Source organism: Shewanella sp. KX20019 (assembly GCF_016757755.1).
Taxonomy (GTDB): Bacteria; Pseudomonadota; Gammaproteobacteria; order Enterobacterales; family Shewanellaceae; genus Shewanella.
The window spans coordinates 1501002-1522494 of record NZ_CP068437.1; the positions used below are offsets into that span (position 1 = coordinate 1501002).

The following is a 21493-nucleotide window of genomic DNA, read 5'->3' on the forward strand; positions in this document are numbered from 1 at the left end:
TGACCAATGCAGGTGAGCTGCTCTTAGATAGTGCGATAAAGCTCGACGAATTAAAATCGCTAAATGATACAAATGACAGCGTTGTCTTTTTGGTCGCAATGTTTTAACATCAATGAAACAAAAGCTTTGGGTATAGCTGATAAAAACAGATTTAAATCTGTTGTTAGCAAGTCAATATAATGAAGGATGGGGTAGCAGGTCAGTCTGTTATCATAAAATTAATTACTATAAGAAGCAGGTTTAAATACATGACAGCAACGACTCAGGCTCAGGTTAGCCCTAAGAGCAGTTTTCTGCCTATGACCATTATAGGTGTGCTCTTTTTTATCTTTGGATTTGTGACATGGCTTAACGGCTCTTTGATCCCCTTCCTTAAAATCATCTGTGAACTCAATGAATTCCAAGCGTTATTTGTCACGTTTGCTTTTTATATTGCTTATACCGTGATGGCATTACCTATGTCATCGATACTGAAAAAAACGGGTTATAAAAACGGCATGGCAATCGGCCTTGCTATCATGGTTGTGGGTTCCTTGTTGTTTATACCTGCAGCCCAGAGTGCCAACTTTATTCTATTTTTAGGTGCGCTGTTTGTATTAGGTACCGGATTAACTATCTTACAAACCGCTTCTAACCCTTATGTTGTGCATATTGGTCCTAAAGAAAGTGCTGCGATGCGTATTAGCATCATGGGCTTGATTAACAAGGGCGCCGGCGTCATCGTGCCGATTTTGTTCACTGCATTAGTTTTATCTGGTTTTGAGAACTTTACCGCTGAGCATTTAGCAGCGTTAACTGAAGTTGAGCGAACAGCTCAAATCAATGAACTGTCATCAAGACTGGTCACTCCCTATATTTATATGGCGGTAGCGCTGACATTTTTGATCGGATTAGTTAAGTTTTCATCACTGCCTGAATTAGAGTTTGAAGCGGCAGATGATCATCAAACCAAAGGCAGCATTACTCATTTCCCACAAGTTATCCTAGGTGCAGTTGCGCTGTTTGCTTATGTCGGTGTTGAGGTGATTGCGGGTGATACTATTGGATTGTATGGCGCCAGTCTTGGAGTGAATAACTTCGCTTCATTAACGTCATACACTATGGTGTTCATGGTGCTGGGTTACATTATTGGCGTAACATGTATTCCGCGATTCATCAGTCAGGAAAAGGCTTTGTTAGGTTCAGCAATAGCGGGCATTTTGTGTGTTATTGGCGCTACAACTAGCTCTGCAGAGAGCACGCTTATTGCCGACATTCTATGGGGCTGGAGTGGCATACCTGTTATCCCTAATACCGTGACTTTCGTTGCTATGATGGGACTTGCTCATGCATTAGTGTGGCCATCGATTTGGCCGTTAGCGCTCGAAGGTTTAGGAAAGTATACCGCGCAAGGTTCAGCGCTGTTAATTATGGGGATCTCGGGTGGCGCGATCCTGCCATTGATATTCGGTAAGGTGGCTCACTTTGCTGAGAATACTCAGTTAGCTTACTGGGTATGTCTGCCTTGTTACCTGTTCATCTTATTCTACGCCCTCAAAGGCCATAAGATGCGCAGCTGGTAGCCGGTAATTAGTAGTTCATCGCTGCGATATCAATTTAAGGGGCCATATAGGCTCCTTTTTTGTGGGTTGCGTATTAGGTTAAGCAATGGTTAGCACAAGAGCAGGGCGAGGGAGTCGTGATGTTAGCTGCTCATTTTTGTATACTGAAAGGACTGTTTTTACTCATTCATGTGGGGGATAAGTGGGCGGGTGTAAAGAACCTTAAGCTGCTTTCGATGCTACTCACCTTGATTGAGCCTTAGCAAGTCGCCGTGAATATATCCCTATAGGCTCTGCTAAATCATCCATGATTTAGAAGCTTGCACAGCCCAACTCAGGTGAGTAGCCAGTAGACCCTTTGTAGTCGCTAACTCATTACTGGACAGAAACGTGCTAGTTAACGTCTAACATCTGAGCCAGATTCGTCATTCCGCGACTGAATGGCCGTTGATAGTTCCAACAACAATGGCATTTCCTACGTCCGTGTAGATCAGGTTCAGGAGGTGGAGCAATGCAGGGAGCAATTGCCGAGTGAAGCTTCTGGGCTGGATCCCAGTGCCTTTAAGTCTGAAATTATCAGGCCATATTGAAATTGCAGACCATGCGCCCTGTGTCCTAGCAAGCCGCCACAAGTACGTCCAAGTAGGCTCTGCTAAATCATCCATGATTTAGAAGCTTGCACGCCCCACAGCACACGCTCTGCCAGCAAGTTCAATGTAGCGCCTGACACGATTCTGGACATAAACGAGTTACCTTCTAGCAAAGGTGGTTCCAATTGTCTGCGGCAGGCGTATGTGCAGACGCTGCTGAGGCACGCAGCAAGTTCGTCCCTGAAGGCTCTACGGTTTCATCCCTGAAACCGAAGGCCTCTGCCTCATCTACACTGGTTTCGAAAAGCGCGATCATCTAGCATTCGCGTATTAAATTCTGCAGTTAGAAATCGTAACTTTCAGTAAACGCCTTTGCTTAAAGGCATATAACCTAAATTGCAGAATATAATCTCCCCCGTTGGAAGTTTCGTTTCTCAGAAATTTCGCCGGGGCGCTGAGGGATTGTCAAGGGGCGCAAGCGCTTTGCCCCTTGGCTCGGGTGTGGGCGAAGCGCCACGACCTTTCTTTTTATGAAAATGAAAGCGAAGCTTGATAAACCTAACCAACTTTGGGGCAAAAGGGAGTTACCTTTAAGCCAAAATGGTTCCAATTGCCTGCGGCAGGCGTATGTGCAGACGCAGCTGAGACTCGCCGGGAACTCTTTATAAAAGAAAGGGTCCCTGAGTGCTCTACGATGGCGTCCATGCCATCGACGGCCTCAGCCTCATCTACACTGGTTTCGAAAAGCGCAAACTCTCAGCATCTGCGTTTTAAATTTAAAACCATATAAGTCACTAACCCGCATAGCCAGCAGAACACGCCAATCTCCCCCGTTAGAATTTTGTTTTTTAAATTTCGCCGGGGCGCTGTGGGATTGACTCTTATTGAGTTAAGAGCGGGCGCAAACGCTTTACTCCTTGGCTCTACTCTTGATTACAAGAATGGGACAAGCGCCACGACCTATCTTTTTATGAAAATGAAAGCGTAGCTTGATAAAACTAATAGCTTACTAAAGCGTTTTGGGGAAAAAGTAAGTTAGCATCAACCAAAGAGGGGGGCAAAGCTGGTTCGATTTGAAACCGATAGATACAAAAAAGCCACTCTAATGAGTGGCTTTTTTGTTTTTATGGTGCCGGCACCAAGAGTCGAACTCGGGACCTACTGATTACAAGTCAGTTGCTCTACCAACTGAGCTATGCCGGCTTATCTTGCTAACAAGTTAACTGTCTACACAGAAAAACTCATTATAAAATGTTGGTGCCCGAACCCGGAATCGAACCAGGGACACGAGGATTTTCAATCCTCTGCTCTACCGACTGAGCTATTCGGGCAACTAAGCTATATAAATATAAGCGTTAGATTTGCTACTTCAAACTAAGCTTTGAAAGCCCGTGTCGTTTGGAGTGCGCGTATATTATAGCGATGCTCTACATCACGCAAGTGCTTTTTTCGATAACAGGCTAACAAATAGCCGTATAAACAAATTAATCGTGATAAAGCATTATCTAGCTGTTTTATACGTATAGAAAAAAACCATGTTGGGGCTGGTGGTGATTTAACAACGCTAGATATTTTGATTGAGGGGATTTGGATAGAGCGGAAGTAGATAAATTCAGATACAAAAAAGCCACTCTAATGAGTGGCTTTTTTGTTTTTATGGTGCCGGCACCAAGAGTCGAACTCGGGACCTACTGATTACAAGTCAGTTGCTCTACCAACTGAGCTATGCCGGCTTATCTTGCTAACAAGTTAACTGCCTACACAGAAAAACTCATTATAAAATGTTGGTGCCCGAACCCGGAATCGAACCAGGGACACGAGGATTTTCAATCCTCTGCTCTACCGACTGAGCTATTCGGGCAACTAAGCTATATAAATATAAGCGTTAGATTTGCTACTTCAAACTAAGCTTTGAAAGCCTGTGTCGTTTGGAGTGCGCGTATAATATAGCGCTGATATTTATCCTGCAAGTGCTTTTTGTTTTTAGCGTGACTGTTCGCTTAGTTTGTGTGCAGTTGCAAAAAAATGAACAATCATTGCCATTACAAACGCTATCTTAAAGGCTGTTTAAACCTCGCTAATGATGACAGGTTTGCTAGGTTTCATTGAACTGCAATGCTAAATGATGCAACTAAAGCTAGTTTCGTTCTAAAAAATAGAATGTAAAGAGCAATATTTGCTGATTTTATATCCGAAAATAGAATGTATGATGATCCCATCTTATGAATTCAGGGGGCGTGATGCTCTTAAATACCAAAAAGTCTTACGGCCTAGTGGCCATCTTTTTTCATTGGCTCTCCGCATTAGCTGTTATTGGTCTGTTTGCCGTTGGGTTTTGGATGGTGGATTTAACTTATTACAGTGAATGGTACAAAACAGCGCCGTATCTACATAAAAGTGTCGGGTTAATACTGTTACTGCTAACGCTTAGCAGAATATTGTGGCGATTTTTTACCCCCAAACCAACAAGTCTGGCAAGCCATAAAGGCTGGGAGAAAACTGCAGGTCATATGACTCACAATATTCTGTACCTGCTGTTACTGGTCATTATGCTCAGCGGTTTCTTAATCTCTACGGCTGATGGCCGAGGAATATGGGTATTTGATTGGTTTGAAATACCCAGCTTTGGCGCATTTATTGACGACCAAGCGGATATTGCCGGTGTGATCCACCAATACGTGGCTTACAGTTTAATCGGTTTAGTGCTAATTCATGCATTAGGTGCATTGAAGCATCACTTTATCGACAAAGATTCAACACTACTCAGAATTATCAAAATTCAAAACGACTAATATGAAAATGGAGAACTTAACGATGAAAAAGGGTTTATTAGCTACAGCATTGGCTACGACTTTGATGATGGCAAGCTCAGCGCAGGCGGCAGATTATGTCATCGACACCGAAGGTGCTCATGCCTCTATAGAGTTTAGAGTAAGCCATTTAGGTTATAGCTTTGTTGCCGGTCGTTTTAATACGTTTGAAGGTGACTTTTCATTTGATAAAAAGGATGTTGCTGATGCAAAAGTCAACGTGACCATTAATACCAGCAGTATTGATTCAAATCACGCAGAGCGAGATAAGCATTTGCGTAGTCCTGACTTTTTAAATACAGCTAAATTCCCAACTGCGAATTTTGAGTCAACATCGGTTGATGATAAAGGCGATGGTAATTTTGTGTTGAACGGCAATTTCACTTTAAACGGGGTGACCAAGCCTTTAGCAATAGATGCGAAAGTGATAGGAGAGGGAAGTGATCCTTGGGGTGGTTATCGCGCAGGATTTACCGGAAGTACTGAATTTGCGCTAAAAGATTACAATATCAAAATGGATCTGGGCCCTGCTTCTTCTCACGTTAGCTTAAACCTCGTGGTGGAAGGTGTGCGTAAGTAGTGATCTAGCTAGCTCAACAGCAATAAAAAAGCGCCTCTCGGCGCTTTTTTATTGTCAGCTATTCGTCGTCTTTTTCAGGGACATAACCTTCGATTTCGACATCTTTTCCTTCAAAGAGAAAGTTTACCATCTGCTCCTCTAGAAATTTCCGGTCGTCGACATTCATCATGTTGAGTTTTTTTTCATTGATAAGCATTGTTTGCTTTGATTGCCAAAGCGTCCAAGCTTCTTTACTCACATTGTCGAAAATACGCTTGCCTAAATCACCTGGGTAGAGCTGAAATCCCAAACCTTCAGCCTCTTTTTTCAAATATACGCAATTTACTGTGCGAGCCATGATTACTCCTTATTTAATACAGAACCTAAACTCGCTAGAATCCGCTCAGTCGCTGAGGCTAAACCAACTTTAGGTGGATGAGGTAAGTTATACCAGACCGTGGAGTCTTGTTCCATGATCTGGTTATCGCTAATTTTGTTTATTGATACTAAAACAGGCTGAATATCGAGGTGGAAATGGCTAAAGGTGTGTCTAAACCCTATCAACTCTTGTTGATGACTAATATCGTAAGCTTGATTGCTTAAGTGCTCGTCTAATTCAGCTTTAGTTGAAAACTGAGCAAAGCACCAAAGCCCGCCCCAAATGCCACTCGGCGGGCGTTTGTGTAGATGAACACTATTGTCTAGCTCTAATACCAGTAGCCATGCTGACTTTTCTGGAATTACCTTTTTTGGTTTTTTGCCCGGATAATCCAGTTGACGGCCTGTTAGCTGACCCCGGCAGTCAATTGCGACTGGGCAAACGGGGCAATTTGGTTTCGAACGGGTGCATACCGTTGCGCCGATATCCATCATCGCTTGATTATACTTTTGAATATCTACGCTGGGAGTTAGTTGCTGCGTTAACTGCCAAAGTTTATCTTCAACTGGCTTTTTCCCAGGCCAGCCTTCGATAGCGCCGTGCCTTGCAAGCACTCTTTTTACATTGCCATCAAGAATGGAGTGATTTAACCCCAACGATAAAGACAAAATGGCTCCGGCTGTTGAGCGACCAATACCGGGCAGTGCCAATACATCGTCAAAGTCGACCGGGAAAATACCATTATGCTGTTCAACTATTTGCTGAGATGCCTTGTGTAGGTTACGTGCTCTGGCGTAATACCCTAAGCCTGTCCAGTGATGCAGTACTTCATCTTGTTCGGCTGACGCCAAAGCATCGATATCTGGAAAGCGAGACATAAATTTTTCAAAGTAGGGAATAACCGTAGCAACTTGAGTTTGTTGCAACATGATCTCTGATATCCATACTTTATATGGGGTTTTATTGTGTTGCCAAGGGAGCTGTTTACGGCCATGGAGATCGTACCAACTAATAATTCGGTCTGAAAAGAGTGTGGGAGATTTCATCGGCGCAGTGTAACCACCTGTCGATATTTAAACAAGTTGCAGCTGTTCATAGATGATGAATTTAGTTTTGTTTCGATAGGCACGCTTTCAATCCAAATAGTGCTAAATAGGTCCTCCAATTGAGTATTTTTCGTAAAAGAGGCACTGTAACTCGCACAAACTGAGATTATTGGTATAATTTTGCCTCAATAGGGCTTGCGCTAAAGGTCTAACTTTGGATAATGCCTTTCTTTTTAATTAATAGCTGTCTTAAGCGAGGGCGAAAATGAGCGACGTAACAACCGCTGAATTCAATGAAGAGGGTAAATACCTTCGCAAAGTAAGAAGCTTTGTATTAAGAGAAGGCCGCCTAACGAAAGGCCAGGCAACTGCGTTGGAACAGCAGTGGCCAGCAATGGGTTTAGATTATACGCCCGAGCCTATCGATTTAGTCGAGGTTTTTGGTCGTGAAGCTGACACTGTGCTTGAGATTGGTTTTGGGATGGGCGCTTCATTAGTTGAAATGGCTAAAGCGGCTCCAGAATTGAACTTTATCGGCATTGAAGTACATAAGCCTGGTGTGGGGTCTTGTTTATCTGTTGCGGCAGAAGCTGGGGTCACTAACCTTCGCGTGTATCATCATGATGCACTTGAAGTGCTGGGAAACAGCATTGCCGAAGCCAGTTTGGCAAGGGTGCAATTATTCTTCCCAGATCCATGGCATAAGAAGCGTCATCACAAGCGTAGAATCGTGCAGGCTCCTTTCGCTGAACTTATCCGTAGCAAACTTAAAGTGGGCGGGGTGTTCCATCTGGCAACAGATTGGGAAAATTACAGCGAGCACATGTTAGAAGTCATGAAGAGTGCGCCAGGGTATAAAAACCAATCAGCGACAGGTGATGTTGTTGAGCGCCCTGAACATCGTCCACTAACAAAATTTGAAGCACGTGGTCACCGTTTAGGTCATGGCGTTTGGGATCTAATGTTTGAACGTGTTTAAGCGTTATCGATCTAGTGAGTTTCCGTTAGTTTAAATTAGTTTTGTTTATCACAATTGAGGAGTTCCACCATGGCAGCTAATCGTAGTCGTCGTTTACGTAAAAAGTTACGCGTTGATGAGTTTCAAGAGTTTGGATTCGATACCAATTGGACGTTCGATGAGTCTGTAACGGAAGAGCAGATTGATGCCATTGTTGATCAGTTTATCGATGAGATAATCGAACCTAGAGACCTTGGTTTCCATGGTGGCGGACACAAAGAGTGGGAAGGTATCATTGCTACTCAAGATATCGGTAAATGTACAGATGAAGATAGAGCTGCAGTTAAAACCTTCTTCGAAGGCCAACCTGTTGCTAATGTTGAAATCGGCGAGCTATACGATATCTGGTGGAGCTAATGCCTGAATTGGCATTACTTGAGGAGGTCGTAGAGAAAGTACGGCCTCTTTTAGGTAAAGGTAAAGTAGCAGACTACATTCCTGCACTTGCTGAGGTAAATACTCATAAATTGGGTATCGCCGTGACAACCAGAGATGGTGTCACTATTGGGGCTGGAGATTATCTCGAGCCCTTTTCAATTCAAAGTATTTCAAAAGTATTTAGCCTAACATTAGCGTTAATGCACTATGAAGAGCTTGAGATTTGGTCTCGTGTCGGCAAAGAGCCATCAGGACAATCTTTCAACTCACTAGTACAAGTTGAGTTGGAAAAAGGGCTACCACGAAACCCATTTATTAATGCGGGTGCCTTGGTTATCGCAGACCTTTTGCAAGGTAGGTTAGGCGCGCCAAAACAGCGAATGTTAGAGATAGTTCGTGAAATCAGTGATAACAACAGAGTGGGTTACGACAAAGTCGTTGCTAATTCAGAGTATCAACATAGCGCGCGCAATGCCGCAATTGCTTATTTGATGAAGTCGTTCGGTAACTTCAATAATGATGTTAATACTGTTCTTAAAAGTTATTTTCATTATTGCTCTTTGAGAATGAGTTGTGCTGATCTGTCTAAGGCAATGTTATACCTTGCTAACCGTGGAAAGACCCTCGCAGGTAAGCAACTTATTACGCCGGTGCAAACGCGGCAACTAAATGCTTTGTTAGCCACTTCGGGTTTATACGACGGGGCAGGCGAGTTTGCTTATCGGGTTGGTATGCCTGGAAAAAGTGGCGTAGGTGGTGGCATTATAGCCGTCATTCCAGGTGACATGTCAGTGTGCGTATGGTCACCGGAACTTGACGCTAATGGTAACTCACTTGCTGGAACCGCTGCGCTAGAAGCGCTTTGTCAATCGCTTGGGCGTTCAATCTTTTAATCCCCCGCCTCGCTCATGTGATATTTAGCCAATAGTTGGTAATATTGGCTAACTACCTCTGATGTTAACTATCTTCACATCGTTATTTTTAGCCTAGTAATCCCTATATAACAATCTCTTACCTTACTTGGCACGCTACGTGCTTTATCCTAGCTATAACATGATATTAAAATAGCGATAAAGGATTAAAGCAATGAAAAGACTTCTTACCTCAGTTGGTGTTTCCGCTGTACTACTGTCAGCGTCTAGCTTGCAAATAGTGAATGCTCATGAAGACTCAGATAAGCATTTTAACAACGAATGTGAAGTATCGTTAAATTACGATGTTACCGTTGAACCGAAAAAGTTAACTGTTAGTGACGTCGGTAAAGAGCAATACCGAATTGAAATGAATGAGCTTTTTGTCAATGGCGAACAAGTATCGCTAAACAAACAACAGCAAGCACTAGTTAACCAATACGCCGATGAGGTTTCAGCTCAAGTACCAGAAGTTATTGAGCTTGTGAATGACGCGGTTGCAATGGCATCGACGGCAGTGAGTATGGCATTGACCCCTCTATTAGGTGATGCTACTGGCGCTAAGATTGATGAGATGATGGATGGTTTACAAGAACGAATTGAAGATGTGGCTTACCAGAATGGTGACACCTTTTATCTTGGCGCGACAGAATCTTCTCTTGAAAATGCATTTGGCGAAGAGTTTGAAAAAGAGATGGAGCAGTTAGTACAAAACTCTATTGGCACCATGATGATGACGCTGGGTAGTCAAATGATGTCTGGTGAAGGTGATTCGTTTGAACAAAAAATGGAGTCATTTTCAACAAAGATGGACTCAATCGGCGACGATATAGAGTTGCAAATGGAAGAGCAAGCACAGGATCTGGAGGTTCGTGGGGAAAAGCTCTGTGAAAACTTTAAATCTTTAGTGAAATTGGAGAAAGAGTTACACACTCAAATTCCAGAGTTAGCAAAATACTCTTTAATAGCGACAGCAGACCAAACACTGCGTGAGTAAGCATTTATACCCATCTTCAATTAAGTAGGATGGGTATATGGTCATTTAGATGTGAACATACCTTGTATAGATATCCTTGTGTTGCCGCGTAAAATTGCAACAACCCCTGCATCCCACCTTTATGCAGGGGTTTTCGTTCGATTTCTTCCCATTAAAGAGTAATGATTCTAATGCAGGGCTTGAGTGATGACGTTTAGCTGACTAAGCGAAGCTCACAACGTCTCCTTGTTGTAAAATTGCCTAATAAGCGGCGGCAAAAACAACCGTGATAGAAAACAGCCTTAGTACAAAAGTACCTATATCCATCCCATTGAATCCTGCACTTTCAGGTAAGTTGGGTATATATGATCAGTTCTAAACATTTTTTTGGTATACTCCTCAAAATAAAAGCAAAATTCATTATTTTGTTAAATAACAAAACTCTACTCTAGCGTACATATATTCACTTAAGATATTGTTGTATAACAAATTGTTATTATGACGGTTATCTTAGCGATGGAAGTACTATTACTCTCGTAAACACCTTAAGGCGATTTACATGTTAGAACTTTTAGAACCAATCGCGATTTTTACTCATGTAGCTCGAGCGGGCAGTTTTAGCTCTGCGGCACGAAAGTTAGGCATATCTAAGTCAAAAGTGAGTACTCAGGTCGCAGATCTTGAGCACAAGCTTGGTGTCCAACTTATTCAGCGTACCACTCGTAGTTTAAGCCTAACAGAGGCTGGTCACCTGCTCTATGCGCAAGGCGAAGAGCTGCTAAGAGATGCAGACCAAGCTGTTGCCAGCGTACATAACCTAAATGATGCAACTCGTGGTGTATTGAAAGTGGGTATTTCACAATCTTTTGGTACGATGCACATCATTCCAGCCTTACCAGCTTTTATGGCAAAACACCCGGAGCTAGAGCTGCAAGTGAGTTTGCTTGATCACAAGGTTGATGTTGTAAGCGAAGGGTTAGATCTGTTGCTGACAATGTCAGAGCAGTTGCCTCTTGGCATGGTTGCTAGGCCGCTTATGAAATGTCAGTTCTTGCTGGCAGCGTCGCCATCTTATATTGAACAACATGGTATGCCAAATAGTCCTGAACAGCTGGTTGATCACAACTGCCTTGTTTATCAAGGTGAATGGCATGAGCATAGTGTTTGGCAGTTTAGGCAAGGCGATGATTATTGTGAGATAGGCGTATCGGGCAACTTTAGAGTCGATAATGCACCTGCGCTAAAAACAGCTGCAGTGAGTGGTTTAGGTGTGGTTTATCTTGCCAGTTATTTATTGGAAGATGAAATTGCTCAAGGCACGCTAGTACCTATTCTTGATGAGTGGCAATTGACCAATCATCTGCCTTTACAAGCTGTATATCCAAGACGTAAACACCTAGCACCAAAGGTCAGCGCATTCATCGATTTCATTAAAGATCATATCGGTAGCCCACCTTATTGGGACGATCCATATAAAGAATTGTATGCAAAACGTAAGTAAAAATGGGAAACATTGTTTCTTATTTAGAACAATATTTTTTCTTGTCGTTAACGTGCCTATTAAAGTTTATTGAAATCAGCAGTTTAGATTGGTATGCGTGTTGTTTAGTTTATGCGAATTTAGCCGTGGCTAATGCTGGTTTTTGACGTTTAGGTTGCAGTTTGTTCTCAATTTAATACAATTGCAGCCAGTTGATTCAAAATGATTTGAGTCCTATAGCAGAGTTGAGAATGACCCCTCTTTATTGCGCTATACAGATCAGCTTAACGCAGTTTTGATTCAACGCTAGCAGAAGTTTACGAACTAAAATAATGCTAGCCTTCAAACCATCATCCTAGTTTTGGTTTACCCCGGCTTTTACCGGGGTATTTTTCTGTTAACGGCTTCAAATCTATCAGTGCCCTACAATTCAAGTTATTTGCTAATATAAGCAGAAGTTTGAAAGCAGATAGATGATGCTTATCAGGCTAGATGAGATAAAAAAGCCACTATAATTAGTGGCTTTTTTTGCGTCAGTTGATTAGTCATACCAATTGCATTACGGATCAACTAGGCCAAGTAGGTTTAGCTACTTTTCTCTATCCACAGCACTATTTCAGACTCAAGCACATCAAGTGGAACCGGACCGTTTTGCAATACGACGGTATGGAAATCTCTTATATCGAACTTATCACCCAGCGCTGTTTGTGCTTTTGCTCTTAGTTCGAGCAGCTTTAACATGCCGACTTTATAGGCTGTTGCTTGTGATGGCATCACGATATGCCTTTCTACCATTTTAATGGCGTCAGACTCTGCGTTGGGTGTATTGGAAACATAGTAGTTTATCGAGTCTTCACGCGACCACTTTTTAGCATGAATACCAGTATCAACTACCAGGCGACATGCGCGCCACAATTCCATGGCTAAGCGGCCAAAATCAGAATAGGGATCAGCATACATGCCCATCTCTTTAGGGAAGTACTCGCTATACAAACCCCACCCTTCAATGTAAGCGGTATAACCGCCATATTTACGGAACTTCGGCACCCCCTCAAGCTCTTGAGCGATAGCTATCTGCATATGATGACCAGGTGTTCCCTCATGATAAGCGAGAGCCTCCATTTGGTATTTTGGCATCGCTTTCATGTCATAAAGGTTTGCGTAGTAGGTGCCAGGGCGGCTGCCATCTGGTGACGGATTGTTATAAAAGGCTTTACCGGCTGACTTTTCTCTAAATGCTTCGACCTGTTTAACGATCATTGGTGCTTTTGGCTTTACTTTAAACACTTCATCAAGCCGGCTACTCATGGTATCAATGAGTGAAATAGCTTCTTGTAAGTACGCCTCACGGCCTTGGTCTGTATCAGTATAATAGAACTGCTGGTCATCACGCATGAAGGCAAAGAACTCTTGAAAGCTACCTTCAAAATTGACCTTTTTCATAATGCTACGCATTTCGGTGTGAATACGAGCAACTTCAGAAAGGCCCAGTTTATGAATGTCATTGGCGCTCATATCTGTGGTGGTGGTCCGTGCTAAAGCATTGTTATAGTAGCTTTCACCGTCGGGGAACTTCCACGCACCATCGCGAGTATCCGCTTTGGTTTCAAGCTTAGTCATGTAGCTGATAAGTTTGTCGTACGCCGGCTTAACCTCATCGACCAATGCTGTTTTTGCAGCAAAGAGCAGTTGCTGCTGCTCATCGGAGCTTATCGACAGAGTATCTACTTTACGTTTAAAGTCGGCCCATAGAGCACTGTCTTCGCCTTCATCAAAAGGTGCACCTTTGACGATGTTTTTACTATCGGAGATGACATACGGAAATACAAATTTAGGGGCGATAATACCTTTCTCTGCACGCACCTCTAATGCTATTTGTAGTTGTTCAAGACGCTTTGATACGCCATTTAAACGGCTAATGTAAGCTTTAGCATCTTTTACATCGCTGATCTGATGTTGGTTTATTAACAAGGAAGCAACCTGTGAGTGGCCACCATACATCTGATTTACAGGATAGCTATGGTAACGCCATTGATCGTCTTTTATCTCTTGTTCAAGCTTTTGTGTTAGTAGCTGATAGCTTAGCGTTGTCTGCCTATCAAGCTTATCAACTTTGAGTTTTTTTAGCTGGGACAAATGTTTCTTGGTGCGCAGCAACTGAGCATCTGTTGCTGCGTCGCTCATCTCGTCCCATTTATCGTAATCTGTTTTGATCCCTAAATGGGTTTGCGATATAGGGCTAGCTAATACGTTTTCCATAAAAATGCTTTCGAACAGTACGTTAGCTTTTTCAGATTCGCTATTGGCTTTTTGAGCGACGCTTTCACTTGGACTCAAGTAATTAGCAGCGGTTGGCGCTGCATAAACCGAGGAGTTAAAGCAGAAAGAAAGGGACAGGGCGATGAAACTGATTTTTGTTTTTATTGGCATTTTTAGACTTCCTTAGAATTATGATTGTTATCCTAAAGAAGGCTAAAGTTAATGTTTTGATATATATGTTAGTAAATGTTTCTGTGAAACCAATTTGTTTAGTTATAGCTAATTTATTCAAAGGTTTATAGGAATTGTGACAATAAGTCATTCACAAACATATGGCCTTTGGGCGTCAACTGCCAATGTTCGCTACTTTGGGTCATTAATCCTTTGCCACAAGCCAGCTCTACTCCTGCAGTTAATACTGTTCGATCTAAGCCTGTGCGTTGTTCAAATTCAAGTTTAGGGATGGGCGTCATCAGTCTTAAGCGATTCATCAAGTACTCGAGCGGCCTATCTTCCTCTGCCACGATAGTCACATCAGAGGTGTAATCATTTGCAGCAAGATAGCCTTTAGGGTGTTTAATCTTAACCGTACGCAGAATTTGATTCTCAGCTAACTGAGTAACTTTTCCGTGGGCGCCACAGCCAATGCCTAAATAGTCGCCAAACTGCCAGTAGTTAAGGTTATGCTGGCATTGGAAGCCCTCTTTCGAATAAGCTGATATTTCGTATTGTATGTACCCAAGCTCTGCCAGCCTTTTTTGCCCTTGCTGGTAAATTTCCCATAGCTTTTCATCATCAGGCAGCTGAGGTGGCTTGGAATGAAACAGGGTATTCGGCTCGATAGTTAGTTGATACCAAGACAGATGCGGCGGCGCCAATTCCGCAGCGGTTTCTATATCGGCTAATGCCTCATCAAAGCTTTGATTAGGTAGGCCGTGCATTAGATCTAAATTGAAACTCTGATAGCCTGATGCTTTTGCTTTTTGTGCAGCGACTTGTGCTTCTGTCTTATCATGGATGCGACCGAGTAAATTTAGCTTGTCACTGGAAAAGCTCTGCACTCCAATAGATAAACGAGTGACCCCGGCTTGGCGGTAGGCAATAAAATCATCATGCTCTAAGGTACCTGGGTTTGCTTCCATGGTGATCTCGATATTGTCTTTAAACTTAATAAGCTTATCAACTTCAACGAGAAGACGTTGTATTTGCGCCGCATCAAACAAAGAGGGTGTGCCGCCACCAATAAAAATAGTGTGTAGCTGCCGACCTTGGACATAATGAAGATCTTGTTTCAAGTCGGCGATAAGCGCGTCTACATATTCAGTTTGTGGTAACGCGCCATGTTGACCGTGAGAGTTAAAATCACAGTAGGGACATTTCTGTACACACCAAGGAATATGAATGTATAGGCTTAATGGTGGCAGGATTAACATTAGCTAAAAATACCTTGTTGTTTCATCGCATCAATGAGTAAAACCAGTGCTTTGCCGCGATGGCTTAACTGGTTCTTTTCATCACTGCTCAGTTCGGCTGCACTACATTGATGCTCTGCAGGGATAAAAATAGGGTCATAACCATGGCCGTTGTCACCTAGTGGTTCAAAGCCGATAGTGCCCTCCCAAGATGCTTGGCAAATAATGGGGGTTGGGTCCTTTGCATGACGCATGTAGACCAATACACACTGAAAACGAGCACTGCGTTGTGACTGGTTATCTAGTGCGTTAAGTAGTTTGGTGTAATTTTGCTGATCTTGGGCACCTTCGCCAGCATAACGCGCCGAATAGATCCCTGGAGCTCCTTGCAGAAAATCAACTTCTAAACCTGAGTCGTCGGCGATAGCGGCATGGCCAGTAATCTCTGCCGCATGGCGCGCTTTAATAATCGCATTTTCAACAAAAGTGGTACCAGTTTCAGCGACTTCAGAGACGTTGAAATTACTTTGGGCGAGGATCTCTACACCGTAATCAGCCATTAGTTCGGAAAATTCTTTGAGCTTACCTTTATTACCGCTAGCAAGGACGATTTGATTCATGGGAGACCTTTAAGGTGTCTGAAAATATGGCCGCAATAATAGCGAACCGAACGGTTAATTGCCATAAGGCTAGCGCCATTTTCAATCTTCACTTAGCCAAACCTTAAATGTGAGGCGAATGGCTTAATCTTTTGAGTTGTTATGGAGGCTAATTAGGGATATCGCGACGACATTGCAGTGCTATTTCAAGGATGGGGGATCTCTCCCCCGGACAAACTACTACTCTACATAGAACTTTTGCTTAAATTTAAGCTGTGTATTGAGTTTTGAGCCATGTTTTAAGGCTATGTTAAAGTTAATCTCTTGATCATCGCGATAGGGTACTTCTGCAATATAGTAGATAGAGTCGCCTTCACGTATTTCTCTAAATTTTAACTCAACGCGCGCATCAAGTAGGTTGTTGGCTATTCCGGTAATTTCAATTGCAACCGCAGGATTACCCTCTACGCTAGTATCTAACACCGAAATATTTAAGATCCCCGTATAACTACTGCGTTTAATACCGTAAGACTTGGCAATGCTGGGCGTTAAAAAGGTACTGCTAAGGGCTACATAATGAATATCGTAGTTACCGACTTTTTGTTTTTGCTCAGCAAATGCGCTACTGATGAGACATAAACTGAGCAATAAAATGGCTGTTAGAGAGCGGAACATATTGGCTTTCCTTAGGTGATAGCTTTGATATGAGTATAGAGCTTAAGTGCGATAAACGCCTCAAACTTCTTATAACTATACGGTTACAAAAGGTTTTGTATTGTTGCGGGTATGAGCTTAGGATCGCGGATTAACACTTGTTTGTGTCGTCCCATTTGGCCTTTAACAATGGTTATATCCCCCTTAGGGACTTTGAATGCTTTAGCGAGGTATTTGGTCAGGTGTGCGTTGGCCTTTCCGTCAACAGGGGGAGCGGTAATCGCTATTTTTAGCTCTTCACCATGAAGTCCAATAATTTGGTCACGACTTGCTTTGGGTTGAATATAAAGTTGAAGCAGCAGGTTTCCCTGCTGCATGCTTACTGCAACCACTATACGCTTGCCCAGTACGGCACATATTGCGCCAGCAAAATATTAAGGAAGTTCAGAATAATCATCACCACTAGCAAAGATAGGTCTAACCCACCCATTTGCGGTAGCATGCGACGAATGGGTGACAAAAGAGGTTCAGTCAGTTGGGTCATCACCATCTCTATTGGGTTTTGACCTTGGCTTACCCAACTCAATATCGCGCGTAGGATTAACATCCAAAATAGTAAAACACCCGCTTCCTTAAATACCGATACTAAAGAGACAAGTAAAATACTCGGGGCATCTATCGCAGCGCCAGCCATTAAGCTTAGCAGGACAAATTTCACGATCACGACTGTAATTGCCAGCACAAATGACGCACTGTCAAAATTGCCGAACGACGGGATCACGCGTCTTAATGGGCCAACGATGGGGTGAGTCGCTTTAACAATAAACTGGCTAAAGGGGTTATAAAAGTCGGCGCGGGCAAGTTGTAGCCACAGCCGTAAAATGACCACCATTAAGTATAAATCGAATACTGTACTTACTAGAAAACTAAATGCATTCATCTGTTTACTCTACTTATCACGTTAAATAAAAGGAATTAATACTGTTTTGCCATCTCTTGAGCCCGTGTAACACAATTGGTCATTGCACTGTCAACGAGCCCTCTTAAATTACCCTCTTCAAAAGTGGCCACAGCTTGCGCTGTCGTGCCCCCCTTTGAAGTTACATTCTGTCGCAGTTGCGCCAAACTTAAGTCGGGGTTTTGTTTGGCCATTAATGCCGCGCCTAATGCTGCTTGTTGCGCCATATCTCTTGCTCTAGCCTCAGATATGCCACCTTTTACTGCACTTTCAACCATAGATTCTAAAAATAGAAAGAAGTATGCCGGTGAACTTCCTGCAAGCGCTATCACTTGATTTAAGTCATCTTCTTTGTCTACCCAAACAACCTCTCCACCGGTAGCCATGAGCGTTTCGCACAAGGTTTTATATTCAGTCGATATATTATCGCCAGCAAACAACCCCGTTAAGCCTACACCGATCTGAGTGGGGGTATTAGGCATAGTGCGTATTAATTTGATCTCTTGCTTAAAAAAGTCACTATAACGTTTAGCAGTTACCCCAGCAGCAATAGTAATAATCAATTTAGTGGAAAGATCTAGACCACTGAGTTGCTCGCCAACGTGCTGCATTAAATGTGGCTTTACACCCAAAATAATGACGTCGGCAGTTGCTGCTGCGTCAATATTATCGTTAGTAACTCTAATACCTAAATCGTTGCTAAGTGCATCTAGCTTTGCTTGGCTTGGGTTTGAAGCGGTAATGTTCTGAGGAGGATAACCACTTTTAACTAAACCACTGACGATACTGCGAGTCATGTTACCAGCACCAATAAAGCACACTTTTTCTTGTGACATTGAGTTCTCTTTTTATTCTTGTTAGTACGACACATTAAACAAACGCTATGGTAAACAATTTCCAAAGGTTAGTAGCTTTAATATTTGGGTTAGATAACTCAAATCCAAGCTGCGTTTACATTAAAGAAAATTTATTTATCTTAGCCTGTTTGATTTTAACCTTTTAGGGATAATCACGGGCACCAAAAATAGCACTGCCAATCCTAACCATCGTAGAGCCATGGGCTACAGCGAGCTCCAGATCGTTACTCATACCGACTGACAACGTATCTACGCTAGGGTATTGCTGTTGCAATAACAAATACAGTTTCTGCAATGCCACTAGTTCAGATGTCGCAGTGATATTGTCGACATTGGCAGACGGTATCGCCATTAATCCACGTAGGTTCAAATTAGGTAAGGCGTTGATCAGCTTTGCAAGGGCAAATACATCTGCTCCTCTAACACCCGACTTACTTAGCTCTTGACTGATATTGACCTGAATACAGACATTTAACGCTGGCATATTCTCAGGTCGTTGTTCATTTAACCTAATCGCTATTTTTTCTCGCGCAACGGTATGCATCCAGTCAAATAAGCTGGCGACCACTTTTGTTTTATTAGATTGCAACGGGCCGATGAAGTGCCACTCGATATCGGGATAATCGCCGCTTAGGCTATTGACCTTCGCTTCCCCTTCCTGAACGTAGTTTTCGCCAAAACGTCTTTGCCCTGCAGCATAGGCCGCTACTATTTGGCTATTGGGTTTGGTTTTGCTCACGGCCAACAGTTGCACATCTGTTGGATTTCGTGATGAATTTTGAGCCGCTTGGCTGATCCTGTGCTGGGCGAGTGCTAGTCTGTCTGTTATTGTTGTCATGTTAACTATTTTTGGTTGAATGGATATCCCAAACTATGGAAATCACAGAATTACTTGCCTTTAGTGTAAAGCACAATGCATCAGATCTACACCTTTCTGCGGGGGTTTCTCCTATGATCCGTGTTGATGGTGAAGTTAGGAAGATCAACCTTCCAGCTTTAGACCATCAAGGTGTACATAGTCTTGTGTACGATATAATGAATGATAAGCAGCGAAAAGATTATGAAGAGCATCTTGAGATCGATTTCTCGTTTGAAGTGCCGGGTCTTGCCCGCTTTCGTGTTAATGCGTTTAACCAATCCCGTGGTTCAGCAGCGGTATTTCGTACCATCCCCAGTGATATCTTGAGCCTTGAGCAACTTGGCGCGCCAGAAATCTTTAAAAAAATAGCTAGTTTCCCGCGAGGACTGGTATTGGTCACTGGCCCGACTGGCTCAGGTAAGAGTACGACGCTAGCTGCGATGGTTGATTATGTGAATGAAAATCGCCATGACCACATATTGACGATTGAAGACCCAATAGAATTTGTACATCAAAACAAGCAATGCCTGATTAACCAACGTGAAGTTCATCGCCATACTCATAGTTTTAATGCCGCACTACGCAGTGCGCTACGTGAAGACCCCGATGTTATTCTTGTCGGTGAGATGCGCGATCTTGAAACGATCAGATTGGCGATGACGGCTGCTGAAACGGGTCATCTTGTGTTTGGTACCTTGCATACAACTTCTGCGGCTAAAACGATTGACCGTGTGGTTGATGTGTTCCCCGAGGGGGAAAAAGGCATGGTGCGGACAATGTTATCTGAATCACTGCAAGCCGTTATTTCTCAGACCTTGATTAAAAAGGTCGGTGGTGGTCGTGTGGCTGCTCATGAGATTATGATGGGGACGCCAGCGATCCGTAACTTGATCCGCGAAGATAAAGTCGCGCAAATGTACTCCGCAATTCAAACGGGTATGGCGCACGGCATGCAAACACTGGATCAATGTCTGCAGAACTTGGTTAATCGCGGTCAAATTACCCGTGAAGACGCCATGCTTAAAAGCTCAAATAAGCAAACCAATTTTTAAACGGATAAATACTTATGGATGTTCGTCCCTTTTTAAAGGCTATGACAGATCGTAAAGCCTCAGACCTCTTCATTACTGCAGGCTTTCCACCTAGTGCAAAAATTGATGGTGAGTTACGGCCGTTGAGTGAGAGCACATTTAGTCCCGCGCAGGCATTAGATTTTGTTGAATCATTAATGACAGATGTACAAAAAGAGGAGTTTCACCAATCTCGCGAATGTAACTTCGCTTTTGCCGCTAAAGATCTTGGCCGATTTCGTGTTAGTGCTTTTTGGCAAAGAGAAGCTCCAGGCTGCGTAATGCGTCGTATTGAGACGAAAATCCCAGATGTCGATGAGTTAATGTTGCCGCCTATTCTAAAAGACTTAGTGATGAGTAAGCGTGGCTTAGTGATCATGGTTGGCGGTACGGGTACCGGTAAATCTACCTCATTAGCGGCACTCGTTGGTTATCGAAACGCACATGCACGCGGGCATATCTTAACCATTGAAGATCCGGTTGAATTTGTTCACGATCACCGCAAAAGTATTATCACTCAGCGTGAAGTGGGCGTCGATACTGAATCTTTTGATGCGGCGCTTAAAAGCTCACTGCGCCAGGCACCAGATGTTATTTTGATTGGTGAGATCCGTAGCCAAGAGACCATGGAGTTCGCATTGTCTTTTGCCGAAACCGGTCATCTTTGTATGGCAACATTGCATGCTAACAATGCTAACCAAGCACTTGATCGTATTATGCATTTGGTACCAGAAAGTAAACATCATCAATTGTTATTTGATCTGTCGCTAAATTTACGAGGCATTGTAGCCCAGCAGCTGGTGCCTAAAAGCGACGGTTCTGGCCGAAGAGCCGCAATTGAAGTGTTGATTAATACGCCTCGAGTGGCCAGTTTGATCGCTAAAAATGAATTGCACTCGTTAAAGGAGACCATGTCCAAGTCTAATGAGCAGGGCATGCAGACGTTCGATCAGGCATTGTTAAGGCTCTATGCTGATGGTGAAATTAGCTACGCAGATGCACTGCACCATGCCGATTCACCGAATGACTTACGATTAATGATTAAGTTGCAAAGTTCAGATACAACGAGTTCAAGTTCTATGGATGGGGTAACACTCAACTTGGATTAGTTGCAATAATTTAGAATTGAGGTTTTTG

21 protein-coding genes and 4 tRNA genes are annotated in these 21493 nt (G+C 43.1%); 11 read left to right on the top strand and 14 right to left on the bottom strand.

Features of this window, described 5'->3' with window-relative positions; genetic code table 11:
• Positions 1 to 248 precede the first annotated feature (248 nt).
• Together JK628_RS06570 and JK628_RS23445 are read left to right on the top strand one after the other, a co-directional pair.
• The gene (locus tag JK628_RS06570) at positions 249 to 1562 is read left to right on the top strand and encodes a sugar MFS transporter (protein ID WP_202288666.1); all 1314 of its coding nucleotides are present in this window, start codon (positions 249 to 251) and stop codon (positions 1560 to 1562) included.
• Between the two features lie 119 nt (positions 1563 to 1681).
• The gene (locus tag JK628_RS23445) at positions 1682 to 1804 is read left to right on the top strand and encodes a hypothetical protein (RefSeq protein ID WP_272931647.1); all 123 of its coding nucleotides are present in this window, start codon (positions 1682 to 1684) and stop codon (positions 1802 to 1804) included.
• A 1454-nt stretch (positions 1805 to 3258) separates the two neighbouring features.
• Here JK628_RS23445 and JK628_RS06575 read toward each other — a convergent pair.
• The 4 genes from JK628_RS06575 to JK628_RS06590 all read right to left on the bottom strand — a co-directional run bounded on the left by JK628_RS06575 (position 3259) and on the right by JK628_RS06590 (position 3992).
• Positions 3259 to 3334, bottom strand: a tRNA-Thr gene (locus tag JK628_RS06575).
• 52 nt (positions 3335 to 3386) lie between these two features.
• Positions 3387 to 3462: transfer RNA gene (locus JK628_RS06580), tRNA-Phe, on the bottom strand.
• A 326-nt stretch (positions 3463 to 3788) separates the two neighbouring features.
• Positions 3789 to 3864, bottom strand: a tRNA-Thr gene (locus tag JK628_RS06585).
• Positions 3865 to 3916: 52 nt separating this feature from the next.
• A tRNA-Phe gene (locus JK628_RS06590) sits at positions 3917 to 3992 on the bottom strand.
• 379 nt (positions 3993 to 4371) lie between these two features.
• Between JK628_RS06590 and JK628_RS06595 the strand changes: the two genes are divergently transcribed.
• Both JK628_RS06595 and JK628_RS06600 read left to right on the top strand, forming a co-directional pair.
• Positions 4372 to 4923: a cytochrome b gene (locus JK628_RS06595; RefSeq protein ID WP_202288667.1), complete on the top strand. Its 552-nt coding sequence runs from the start codon at positions 4372 to 4374 to the stop codon at positions 4921 to 4923.
• Positions 4924 to 4945: 22 nt separating this feature from the next.
• Positions 4946 to 5521 carry a YceI family protein gene (locus JK628_RS06600; protein ID WP_202288668.1) on the top strand — a complete coding sequence of 192 codons (576 nt, stop codon included), beginning with the start codon at positions 4946 to 4948 and terminating at the stop codon, positions 5519 to 5521.
• A 58-nt stretch (positions 5522 to 5579) separates the two neighbouring features.
• Here the strand turns inward: JK628_RS06600 and JK628_RS06605 are convergent, their stop codons facing one another.
• Together JK628_RS06605 and mutY are read right to left on the bottom strand one after the other, a co-directional pair.
• Positions 5580 to 5858 carry an oxidative damage protection protein gene (locus JK628_RS06605; protein ID WP_202288669.1) on the bottom strand — a complete coding sequence of 93 codons (279 nt, stop codon included), beginning with the start codon at positions 5856 to 5858 and terminating at the stop codon, positions 5580 to 5582.
• A 2-nt stretch (positions 5859 to 5860) separates the two neighbouring features.
• Positions 5861 to 6925, bottom strand: a complete 1065-nt coding sequence (gene mutY / locus JK628_RS06610) for an A/G-specific adenine glycosylase (protein WP_202288670.1) — start codon at positions 6923 to 6925, stop codon at positions 5861 to 5863.
• A 265-nt stretch (positions 6926 to 7190) separates the two neighbouring features.
• Between mutY and trmB the strand changes: the two genes are divergently transcribed.
• From trmB to JK628_RS06635, 5 genes are all read left to right on the top strand, one after another.
• Positions 7191 to 7904, top strand: a complete 714-nt coding sequence (gene trmB / locus JK628_RS06615; RefSeq protein ID WP_202288671.1) for a tRNA (guanosine(46)-N7)-methyltransferase TrmB — start codon at positions 7191 to 7193, stop codon at positions 7902 to 7904.
• Positions 7905 to 7973: 69 nt separating this feature from the next.
• Positions 7974 to 8300: a YggL family protein gene (locus JK628_RS06620; protein ID WP_202288673.1), complete on the top strand. Its 327-nt coding sequence runs from the start codon at positions 7974 to 7976 to the stop codon at positions 8298 to 8300.
• On the top strand, positions 8300 to 9214 hold the full coding sequence (gene glsB, locus JK628_RS06625; protein WP_202288674.1) for a glutaminase B: 915 nt from the start codon (positions 8300 to 8302) through the stop codon (positions 9212 to 9214). Before JK628_RS06620 ends, glsB begins: the two co-directional genes overlap by 1 nt.
• A gap of 193 nt (positions 9215 to 9407) precedes the next feature.
• Positions 9408 to 10229: a YggN family protein gene (locus JK628_RS06630; RefSeq protein ID WP_202288675.1), complete on the top strand. Its 822-nt coding sequence runs from the start codon at positions 9408 to 9410 to the stop codon at positions 10227 to 10229.
• Between the two features lie 538 nt (positions 10230 to 10767).
• The gene (locus JK628_RS06635; RefSeq protein WP_202288677.1) at positions 10768 to 11709 is read left to right on the top strand and encodes a LysR family transcriptional regulator; all 942 of its coding nucleotides are present in this window, start codon (positions 10768 to 10770) and stop codon (positions 11707 to 11709) included.
• A 564-nt stretch (positions 11710 to 12273) separates the two neighbouring features.
• On the opposite strand, the gene JK628_RS06640 is transcribed toward JK628_RS06635, so the two are convergent.
• The 8 genes from JK628_RS06640 to JK628_RS06675 all read right to left on the bottom strand — a co-directional run bounded on the left by JK628_RS06640 (position 12274) and on the right by JK628_RS06675 (position 19265).
• Entirely contained in the window at positions 12274 to 14118 is a 1845-nt protein-coding gene (locus tag JK628_RS06640) for a DUF885 domain-containing protein (RefSeq protein ID WP_202288678.1), read from the bottom strand.
• Positions 14119 to 14243: 125 nt separating this feature from the next.
• Positions 14244 to 15380, bottom strand: a complete 1137-nt coding sequence (gene hemW, locus JK628_RS06645) for a radical SAM family heme chaperone HemW (RefSeq protein WP_202288679.1) — start codon at positions 15378 to 15380, stop codon at positions 14244 to 14246.
• Complete coding sequence (gene rdgB / locus JK628_RS06650) at positions 15380 to 15979, bottom strand: RdgB/HAM1 family non-canonical purine NTP pyrophosphatase (protein WP_202288680.1); 600 nt, start codon at positions 15977 to 15979, stop codon at positions 15380 to 15382. Before rdgB ends, hemW begins: the two co-directional genes overlap by 1 nt.
• A gap of 219 nt (positions 15980 to 16198) precedes the next feature.
• Positions 16199 to 16633, bottom strand: a complete 435-nt coding sequence (locus JK628_RS06655) for a DUF4426 domain-containing protein (protein WP_202288681.1) — start codon at positions 16631 to 16633, stop codon at positions 16199 to 16201.
• Positions 16634 to 16716: 83 nt separating this feature from the next.
• Positions 16717 to 17004 carry a DUF167 family protein YggU gene (yggU, locus tag JK628_RS06660; RefSeq protein ID WP_202288682.1) on the bottom strand — a complete coding sequence of 96 codons (288 nt, stop codon included), beginning with the start codon at positions 17002 to 17004 and terminating at the stop codon, positions 16717 to 16719.
• Entirely contained in the window at positions 17004 to 17552 is a 549-nt protein-coding gene (locus tag JK628_RS06665; protein WP_202288683.1) for a YggT family protein, read from the bottom strand. Before JK628_RS06665 ends, yggU begins: the two co-directional genes overlap by 1 nt.
• Positions 17553 to 17587: 35 nt before the next feature.
• Positions 17588 to 18406, bottom strand: coding sequence for a pyrroline-5-carboxylate reductase (proC, locus tag JK628_RS06670; protein WP_202288684.1), 819 nt, complete (start codon positions 18404 to 18406; stop codon positions 17588 to 17590).
• 163 nt (positions 18407 to 18569) lie between these two features.
• Entirely contained in the window at positions 18570 to 19265 is a 696-nt protein-coding gene (locus tag JK628_RS06675; protein ID WP_202288686.1) for a YggS family pyridoxal phosphate-dependent enzyme, read from the bottom strand.
• Between the two features lie 35 nt (positions 19266 to 19300).
• Here JK628_RS06675 and JK628_RS06680 point away from each other — a divergent pair, with 35 nt between their 5' ends.
• Positions 19301 to 20338, top strand: a complete 1038-nt coding sequence (locus JK628_RS06680; protein WP_202288687.1) for a type IV pilus twitching motility protein PilT — start codon at positions 19301 to 19303, stop codon at positions 20336 to 20338.
• 14 nt (positions 20339 to 20352) lie between these two features.
• The gene (locus tag JK628_RS06685) at positions 20353 to 21465 is read left to right on the top strand and encodes a PilT/PilU family type 4a pilus ATPase (RefSeq protein WP_202288688.1); all 1113 of its coding nucleotides are present in this window, start codon (positions 20353 to 20355) and stop codon (positions 21463 to 21465) included.
• The last annotated feature ends 28 nt before the right edge of the window (positions 21466 to 21493 follow it).

Coding starts and splice junctions, on each gene's coding strand:
- hemW (WP_202288679.1), bottom strand. CDS start 15,380: ATGTTAATCCTGCCACCATTAAGCCTATACATTCATATTCCTTGGTGT.
- trmB (WP_202288671.1), top strand. CDS start 7,191: ATGAGCGACGTAACAACCGCTGAATTCAATGAAGAGGGTAAATACCTT.
- JK628_RS06680 (WP_202288687.1), top strand. CDS start 19,301: ATGGAAATCACAGAATTACTTGCCTTTAGTGTAAAGCACAATGCATCA.
- mutY (WP_202288670.1), bottom strand. CDS start 6,925: ATGAAATCTCCCACACTCTTTTCAGACCGAATTATTAGTTGGTACGAT.
- JK628_RS06620 (WP_202288673.1), top strand. CDS start 7,974: ATGGCAGCTAATCGTAGTCGTCGTTTACGTAAAAAGTTACGCGTTGAT.
- JK628_RS06630 (WP_202288675.1), top strand. CDS start 9,408: ATGAAAAGACTTCTTACCTCAGTTGGTGTTTCCGCTGTACTACTGTCA.
- proC (WP_202288684.1), bottom strand. CDS start 18,406: ATGTCACAAGAAAAAGTGTGCTTTATTGGTGCTGGTAACATGACTCGC.
- JK628_RS06685 (WP_202288688.1), top strand. CDS start 20,353: ATGGATGTTCGTCCCTTTTTAAAGGCTATGACAGATCGTAAAGCCTCA.
- JK628_RS23445 (WP_272931647.1), top strand. CDS start 1,682: ATGTTAGCTGCTCATTTTTGTATACTGAAAGGACTGTTTTTACTCATT.
- JK628_RS06665 (WP_202288683.1), bottom strand. CDS start 17,552: ATGAATGCATTTAGTTTTCTAGTAAGTACAGTATTCGATTTATACTTA.
- JK628_RS06675 (WP_202288686.1), bottom strand. CDS start 19,265: ATGACAACAATAACAGACAGACTAGCACTCGCCCAGCACAGGATCAGC.
- JK628_RS06655 (WP_202288681.1), bottom strand. CDS start 16,633: ATGTTCCGCTCTCTAACAGCCATTTTATTGCTCAGTTTATGTCTCATC.
- JK628_RS06595 (WP_202288667.1), top strand. CDS start 4,372: ATGCTCTTAAATACCAAAAAGTCTTACGGCCTAGTGGCCATCTTTTTT.
- JK628_RS06640 (WP_202288678.1), bottom strand. CDS start 14,118: ATGCCAATAAAAACAAAAATCAGTTTCATCGCCCTGTCCCTTTCTTTC.
- JK628_RS06635 (WP_202288677.1), top strand. CDS start 10,768: ATGTTAGAACTTTTAGAACCAATCGCGATTTTTACTCATGTAGCTCGA.
- JK628_RS06570 (WP_202288666.1), top strand. CDS start 249: ATGACAGCAACGACTCAGGCTCAGGTTAGCCCTAAGAGCAGTTTTCTG.
- JK628_RS06600 (WP_202288668.1), top strand. CDS start 4,946: ATGAAAAAGGGTTTATTAGCTACAGCATTGGCTACGACTTTGATGATG.
- rdgB (WP_202288680.1), bottom strand. CDS start 15,979: ATGAATCAAATCGTCCTTGCTAGCGGTAATAAAGGTAAGCTCAAAGAA.
- glsB (WP_202288674.1), top strand. CDS start 8,300: ATGCCTGAATTGGCATTACTTGAGGAGGTCGTAGAGAAAGTACGGCCT.
- JK628_RS06605 (WP_202288669.1), bottom strand. CDS start 5,858: ATGGCTCGCACAGTAAATTGCGTATATTTGAAAAAAGAGGCTGAAGGT.